The organism is Clostridium muellerianum (assembly GCF_012926525.1).
Taxonomy (GTDB): domain Bacteria; phylum Bacillota; class Clostridia; order Clostridiales; family Clostridiaceae; genus Clostridium_AM; species Clostridium_AM muellerianum.
In genome coordinates this window covers 1-541 of the sequence record NZ_JABBNI010000002.1, presented here as the reverse complement: position 1 = coordinate 541, position 541 = coordinate 1, and the positions used below count along the sequence as shown (strand labels likewise).

The following is a 541-nucleotide window of genomic DNA, read 5'->3' as shown; positions in this document are numbered from 1 at the left end:
TTTGTATTGTGACACAAAAACACCACATAATTCAACTTTGAATAATGCAGTGTCTTTACAAATTGTTCGTTTTTTCAGTTGTTACGTCAAATAAGAATTTTACACATTAATCTAATAATATTTCAAAGCCATAATGTTTTAGTCACAAAGTTTCATGCTAATAGCCACACCATCACCTATGGGAAGTATCGTACTATAAAGACGCTTATCTTCAAAAACTTTTTTAAGATATTTATGCACAGGTTCACTAAATTTTTCAGGTATACCCATAGGTTTAAAAAGAACATCATCAGCAATTATCAATCCGTTTTTACGAGTTAAACTTATACACTTTTCTAACATTGGATAATATAAAGATTTATCTGAGTCCTGTAAGATTATATCGAATGGTCCCTCAACAGTATTAATTACTTCACTTGCATCTCCTAATATTAGCTCCACAACTTCAGACAACCCTGACAATTCAATATTTCTTTTTGTTATTTCATATAAATCTTTCCTATATTCAACTGATATGAGTCTTCCTCCAGTTTCCTTTAAA

Annotated in this window: 1 protein-coding gene; it reads right to left on the bottom strand. The window is 29.9% G+C overall.

The genetic code is table 11. From position 1 onward, the window contains the following. Nucleotides 1-138 precede the first annotated feature (138 nt). Nucleotides 139-541, bottom strand: a 403-nt coding sequence (locus tag HBE96_RS00985; RefSeq protein WP_206154782.1) for an O-methyltransferase, incomplete at its 5' end; no start/stop codon positions are given.